We start from the raw sequence: 6,022 nt of genomic DNA on the forward strand, positions 1-6,022 counted from the left end.
ATACAGCAGATGTCGTCGATCTCTTCGTGATCGGCGGCGGCGTCAATGGAGCCGGCATAGCGCGTGATGCGGCAGGTCGCGGGCTGTCCGTCATCCTGTGCGAAAAGGACGATCTCGCGCAAGGCACGAGCTCGCGCTCCGGCAAGCTGGTGCATGGCGGCCTGCGCTACCTCGAATATTATGAATTCCGGCTGGTTCGCGAAGCACTGATCGAACGCGAGGTGCTGCTCGAGGCGGCGCCGCACATCATCTGGCCGATGCGCTTCGTTCTTCCGCACAGCCCGCAAGACAGGCCGGCATGGCTGGTCCGGCTCGGGCTGTTTCTCTACGACCACCTTGGCGGCCGTAAACGCCTGCCGGGGACAAGAACACTGAACCTCAAGACTGCGCCGGAAGGCGCGCCAATCAAGGACGAGTTCAAGCGCGGTTTCGAATATTCCGACTGCTGGGTCGACGATGCGCGCCTGGTGCTGCTCAACGCCCTGGATGCCCGGCAGCGCGGTGCCAGAGTGCTCACGCGCACCGCCTGTGTCGCGGCCCGCCGCGAAAACGGACTGTGGTCGATCGACATGCAGGATGGTCGCACGGGTTCGGTGACGAAGGTCCGGGCGCGGGCGCTGGTCAACGCGGCAGGCCCCTGGGTCAACGACATTGTCAGCCGCGTCGCCGGCCAGAATTCCACCCGCAATGTTCGTCTGGTGAAGGGCAGCCATATCGTCGTGCCCAAATTCTGGGAGGGGCGGCAAGCCTATCTCATTCAGAACAACGACAAGCGGGTGATCTTCGTCAATCCGTATGAGAACGATCTGGCGCTGATTGGCACCACCGACATTCCCTACGAAGGCAGGCCCGAGGAAGTGGTCGCCGAGGCCAGCGAAGTCGACTATCTGATCAAGGTGGTCAATCGCTATTTCAAGCGGCAGCTGACGCCACAGGACGTGGTCTACAGTTTCTCGGGCGTGCGTCCGCTCTATGACGACAATGCCGACAATCCAAGCGCGGTGACGCGCGACTATATTTTCGAACTCGACGCCTCCAACGGCAACGCGCCGCTGCTTTCGGTATTCGGCGGCAAGATCACCACCTTCCGCAAGCTGTCGGAACACGCGCTGGAAAAGATCCAGCCGTTTTTTCCGATGATGAAGAAAGCCTGGACGGCCAAAATTCCCTTGCCGGGAGGCGACCTGCCCAATGCGGACTTCGAGCAGTTCCTGAGCGATCTGCATTCCGAGTTTTCATGGCTCAGCCCGTCGCTGGTGAAGCATTACGCGCGAAGCTATGGCACCCGCGCCAGGCAATTGCTCGCTGGCGCACAGCGCGAGGCGGATCTCGGCCGCCGCTTCGGTCCCGACCTGTATGAGCGGGAGGCAAGGTTCCTGGCCGAGACCGAATGGGCCGGCACATCAGCCGATATTCTGGAACGCCGCACCAAACATGGCCTGCATCTCAATGCGGCCGAGCGGAAAGCATTCGAAGACTGGTTCGATAACATCATGGCGACGGCAGACTGATGGCCTTCACGCTTTCCCTCAACACCAATCCACTGGTCAACCGTTTCGCCGATCCGGACGATCTGATCGACGCGATCGCCTATGGCATCGGCATCCGCGACGTGCAGCTGACGCATGAATTCGTCAATCCGGGCTGGCCAGCGGCGACCATCGCCAAATTCCTGCGCCTGTTCAACGGCGCACTTTCGCGGACCGGTGTCAGGATCACCTCCGGCATGACCGGACCCTACGGCCGGCTCAACCATTTCGGCCATCCGGATGCGGATGTCCGGCGCTACTATGTCGACTGGTTCAAGACCTTCGCCGACATTTCCGCGGAACTCGGTGCGTCGGGCATGGGCACGCAGTTCGCCATCTTCACCTACAAGGACTTTGACGATCCGCAACGGCAGGCAGTGCTTCTCGATATCGCGCTCGAATGCTGGCGCGAGGTGGCCGAACACGCCAGGGCGGCGGGTCTGACATACCTGTTCTGGGAGCCGATGTCGGTCGGCCGCGAGTTCGGCCACACGATCGAAAGCTGCGCCACGCTGCAAGGCGCCATCGATGCGGCGAAGCTGCCCATACCGATGAAGATGATGGTGGATATCGACCATGGCGACGTGACCTCGGCCGATCCTGCCGATACCGATCCCTATGCTTGGGCGAAAGCGTTTCCATTGCAATCGCCGATCATCCACATCAAGCAGTCTTCCATGAACAAGGGCGGGCACTGGCCGTTCACGGCCGCCTACAACAAGGACGGCCGCATAGTGCCGCAGAAGTTGCTGGACGCGGTTCGGCAGGGCGGTGGAACCGACAATGAAATTTGCCTTGAACTTTCCTTCAGGGAGAGGGAACCAGTCGACCATCAGGTTATCGAGATGATCCGCGAGTCGGTGGATTTCTGGGCCCCTCATATCGACAGCGGTCGCGACAGTCTCAAGCCCCGGACCTGAGCGAATACGTCGCCCGAAAGCCGGCTTCGGCCGCAAAAGTATCGAAGGAGAAGAAGAATGGCCCCATATTGGGTCGGCACGAGCTGGAAGATGAACAAGACGCTGTCGGAGGCGTTGCAGTTCGCCGATGCGCTGGCGGCCTTTGTGCCCGATTTCGATCTGGCAATACAGCCCTTCGTCATTCCGCCGTTCACCGCAGCGCGCCAGGTCAAGGCGGCGCTGGCCGACACCCGCGTCAAGATCGGCGCCCAGAACATGCATTGGGCCGACGCGGGCGCCTGGACGGGAGAGATTTCGCCGGTGATGTTGAAAGACTGCGGGCTGGATGTGATCGAACTCGGCCATAGCGAGCGCCGCGAGCATTTCGGCGAGACGGATGCGACTGTGGGACTGAAAACGGCGGCCGCAGTCAGGCACGGTTTCGTGCCGCTGATCTGCGTCGGCGAGACGCTGGCTGAGCGTGAATCAGGCCGCGCCGAGGCGGTGCTGACGGCACAGGTTCTCGGCGCGCTGCAAGAGCTGAGCGGCGATCAACTGAAGGCGGAAATCCTCTTTGCCTACGAGCCCGTCTGGGCAATCGGTGAGAAGGGCATTCCCGCAAGCGCCGACTATGCCGACAGACAGCAACAGCTGATCAAGAAGGTTGCTGCCGACCGGCTGCCGATTGCTCCACCTGTGCTTTATGGTGGCAGCGTCAATCCAGGCAACGCGGCCGGACTCATCGGCCAGCCGCATATCGATGGCCTGTTCATCGGCCGCTCGGCGTGGCAAGCGGAAGGCTATATCGACATTCTGAAAAAGGCGTCGGCCGCCATCGCGCGCTGACTGCCAAAAGACCTAGCAAAGGAGTTCATCATCATGAAGATCGCACTCGGAGCCGACAGTGCCGGAAAGCCGCTGCTCGACGTCATCGCCAAGCATCTCGCCACCAAACCCGAACTGCAGGTCGTCGACCTCAGCCAGGCCGGATTCTACGCCGACATCGCCGCCTCGGTAGGCCACGAAATTCTCGACGGCAATTACGACCGGGCCATCCTGTTTTGCGGCACCGGCATTGGCGTCAGCATCTCCGCCAACAAGGTGCCGGGCATTCGCGCCGCATTGACCCACGACACCTATTCCGCTGAGCGCGCCGCCAAGTCCAACAACGCCCAGATCATCACTATGGGCGCCCGCGTCATCGGTCCCGAACTGGCGAAATCGATCGCCGACGCATGGTTAGCCTCGGAGTTCGATCCGAATGGCCCCTCCGCCACAAACGTGCAGGCCATCGACAAGCTCGACGCCAAGCGCTGAAAAACGCGGGGAACCCGTTACTGAGTTAACTGGTCAAGGCGACCCGCATCGCCTCGATCATGGTTACGGCGGAGGCGGCGCCCGGGTCCATGTGGCCAAGCGAGCGTTCGCCGAGGCGCGATGCCCGGCCTTTCGTGGCGACCATCGACTTAGTCGCCTCCGCGCCTGCATTTGCCGCTTGTGCAGCAGCTTCGAGACTGCCCGCCAGATCCTTGCCGGAGGTCAGCGCTTCGCCCGCTGCCTGCGCAGCCGGCGCCCATGCATCGATCATCGTCTTTTCGCCAGGCTCGGCTTTGCCGCGATCCTGAATGCCCTTGGCCATAGCCTGGAACAGGGCGACCACGTCCGAATCGTCGAGCGTCGTCTTGCCCTTGACGGCTGCCGCGCCCCGCATGAACGCGGTCGCATAGAGCGGCCCGGAGGAGGCGCCGACGGCATTCAGGAACGATTTGGCAGCGGTGTTCAGCAAGCTGGTCGGGTCGGTGGCCCCAGTGTCCAGTGCGGCGACTGCATCGCGTGCAGCGGAAAATCCAAGCTCCATCGCGATGCCGTGGTCGGCGTCGCCGATAACCCCGTCAAGCGCGCATAGTCGGTCCCTGTCGGCGGACATGGCGGTTGCGATCGCCGCGAACATCGCGACAAGGTGGGCGGTGTCGATTGTCGTCATATCTTAGTCCTTGCCACAGAAGTGGGTTTAGCCGGCGCGAAACATGGCGCAGTCGCAGGGGTGATCCAGCATCGTCTGCAACTCGCCGTCGAGTTGGTGCAGCGTGATCGATGCACCAGCCATTTCGAGCGAGGTGCAGTAATTGCCGACCCAGCTTGCGTGTATGGACACACCGATCTCATCGAGCCTCTGCTTCACGCGCCGGTTCATGATGTAGAGTTCCATCAGCGGCGTTGAGCCCAGCGAATTGACGAGCACCGCGACCTTGTCGCCGCGCGTAGGCGCCATCTCGTCGAGGATCCTGTCCAGCATCTCGTCGGTGATCTCGTCGGCTGTTTTCAACTTTTCGCGCGCGATGCCCGGCTCGCCATGGATGCCCATCCCGATCTCCATCTCGTCCGGCCCGATCTCGAAATTCGGCCGGCGGGTCTGCGGCAGCGAACAGGGCGACAGCGCCACGCCCATGGTGAAGGTGTGGTCGTTGGCCTTGCCGGCGATGCGCTCGCATTCGTCGAAGGACAGCATCCGGTCGCAGGCGGCACCGGCCGCCTTGAAGATGAAGAAATTGCCGGCGACGCCGCGCCTCTTGTGCCGTTGGTCGCGCGGTGCCGAGGCGACGTCGTCGGTGCTCAGCACCGTGCGCACCTCGATGTCGTCCATGGCGGCCATCTCGGCCGCCATGTCGAAATTCATCACGTCGCCGGCATAGTTGCCGTACATGAACAGCACGCCGGCGCCGCCGCTGACTGCCTTTGCGCATTCGAGGATCGGGTCCGGCGGTGGCGAGGCGAAGACATTGCCGATGGCCGCCGCATCGGCCAATCCCTTGCCGACGAAGCCAAGAAAGCTCGGCTCGTGGCCCGAGCCGCCGCCAATGACGAGGCCCACCTTGCCCTGGCGCGGTCCGTCGCAGGCGATGATGGAGCGTGGGCTACCCTCCACGCTTTTGAGATGGCGGGGATGGGCTGCCAGGATGCCTTCCAGCATCTCGTCGACGGCGCGGTTGCCGGCATTGATGATCTTCTTGGTCTGCACCCGGCATCCTCCCGATTTCGGCATTTTCGCAGATAATACCGGGTGTTACCGGGATTTCCACCCGGCAAGGAGCATTTCGTGCGCAGAGGTGTTCCCGCAGGCTATCACCTGGACGTAGGCGTTAGTTGTTTCAACCGCCGAGGCCGTCGCGGATGGCTGAGAAATAGCGATCGGTTCCGACCTGGCCGCCCTTGAGCGCGACCTCCAAGCCGTCGATCGCCTTGACGCGCGCGTGAGCAACGCAGAGCGGCGAACCCGGCGAAGCGGGCAGCGGCATGCGGATTGTCAGGGCATCGACACCCATCTCGCCCAGCGCGTGGCTCGACGTATCGCCGCCGGCAATGACCACGCGCCGCAGGCTCTGTTCGATCGTCAGGCTGCGAAGGATTTCTCCGAGTCCGCGGCCAAGCCTGTGGCGGGCGCCTTCCTGCCGGTCGATTTCGGCGCCCCTGTCGGCAGTGGGACCAAGCGCGGTGTAGAGGATGACGCTGCGCCCGGCTTGCAGACTGGCACGGCCGCTTGCCGTTGCGCGCGTGATCGACTGCTGCGAAGCCTCCGAAACCAGTTCGACCGGG

7 protein-coding genes (1 of these 7 cut by a window edge) are annotated in these 6,022 nt (G+C 62.7%); 4 read left to right on the forward strand and 3 right to left on the reverse strand.

The features are described 5' to 3' along the window. Positions 1 to 26 precede the first annotated feature (26 nt). The 4 genes from EOC06_RS24930 to EOC06_RS24945 are packed head-to-tail and all read left to right on the forward strand — an operon-like array spanning position 27 to position 3,745. Positions 27 to 1,511 carry a glycerol-3-phosphate dehydrogenase gene (locus EOC06_RS24930; RefSeq protein ID WP_245470032.1) on the forward strand — a complete coding sequence of 495 codons (1,485 nt, stop codon included), beginning with the start codon at positions 27 to 29 and terminating at the stop codon, positions 1,509 to 1,511. Beyond that, positions 1,511 to 2,449 (forward strand): sugar phosphate isomerase/epimerase, encoded by a 939-nt coding sequence (locus EOC06_RS24935; RefSeq protein ID WP_128309037.1) that lies wholly within the window; start codon positions 1,511 to 1,513, stop codon positions 2,447 to 2,449. The genes EOC06_RS24930 and EOC06_RS24935 overlap by 1 nt, the downstream gene beginning before the upstream one ends. A 57-nt stretch (positions 2,450 to 2,506) precedes the next feature. Next, positions 2,507 to 3,274 (forward strand): triose-phosphate isomerase, encoded by a 768-nt coding sequence (locus tag EOC06_RS24940; RefSeq protein ID WP_128309038.1) that lies wholly within the window; start codon positions 2,507 to 2,509, stop codon positions 3,272 to 3,274. A gap of 33 nt (positions 3,275 to 3,307) precedes the next feature. Next, on the forward strand, positions 3,308 to 3,745 hold the full coding sequence (locus EOC06_RS24945) for an RpiB/LacA/LacB family sugar-phosphate isomerase (RefSeq protein ID WP_013533067.1): 438 nt from the start codon (positions 3,308 to 3,310) through the stop codon (positions 3,743 to 3,745). A 25-nt stretch (positions 3,746 to 3,770) separates the two neighbouring features. Here the strand turns inward: EOC06_RS24945 and dhaL are convergent, their stop codons facing one another. The 3 genes from dhaL to EOC06_RS24960 form a co-directional block, all read right to left on the reverse strand. Beyond that, positions 3,771 to 4,412 (reverse strand): dihydroxyacetone kinase subunit DhaL, encoded by a 642-nt coding sequence (dhaL, locus tag EOC06_RS24950; RefSeq protein WP_128309039.1) that lies wholly within the window; start codon positions 4,410 to 4,412, stop codon positions 3,771 to 3,773. Between the two features lie 27 nt (positions 4,413 to 4,439). Beyond that, on the reverse strand, positions 4,440 to 5,447 hold the full coding sequence (locus EOC06_RS24955) for a dihydroxyacetone kinase subunit DhaK (RefSeq protein WP_127269790.1): 1,008 nt from the start codon (positions 5,445 to 5,447) through the stop codon (positions 4,440 to 4,442). A 130-nt stretch (positions 5,448 to 5,577) separates the two neighbouring features. After that, a protein-coding gene (locus tag EOC06_RS24960; RefSeq protein ID WP_128309040.1) for a four-carbon acid sugar kinase family protein crosses the window boundary here: on the reverse strand, positions 5,578 to 6,022 show its end. It continues 887 nt past the right edge of the window; only the last 445 of its 1,332 coding nucleotides appear in the window; its start codon lies off the right edge, out of view; its stop codon occupies positions 5,578 to 5,580.

The organism is Mesorhizobium sp. M7A.F.Ca.MR.362.00.0.0, assembly GCF_004023175.1.
GTDB lineage: Bacteria > Pseudomonadota > Alphaproteobacteria > Rhizobiales > Rhizobiaceae > Mesorhizobium.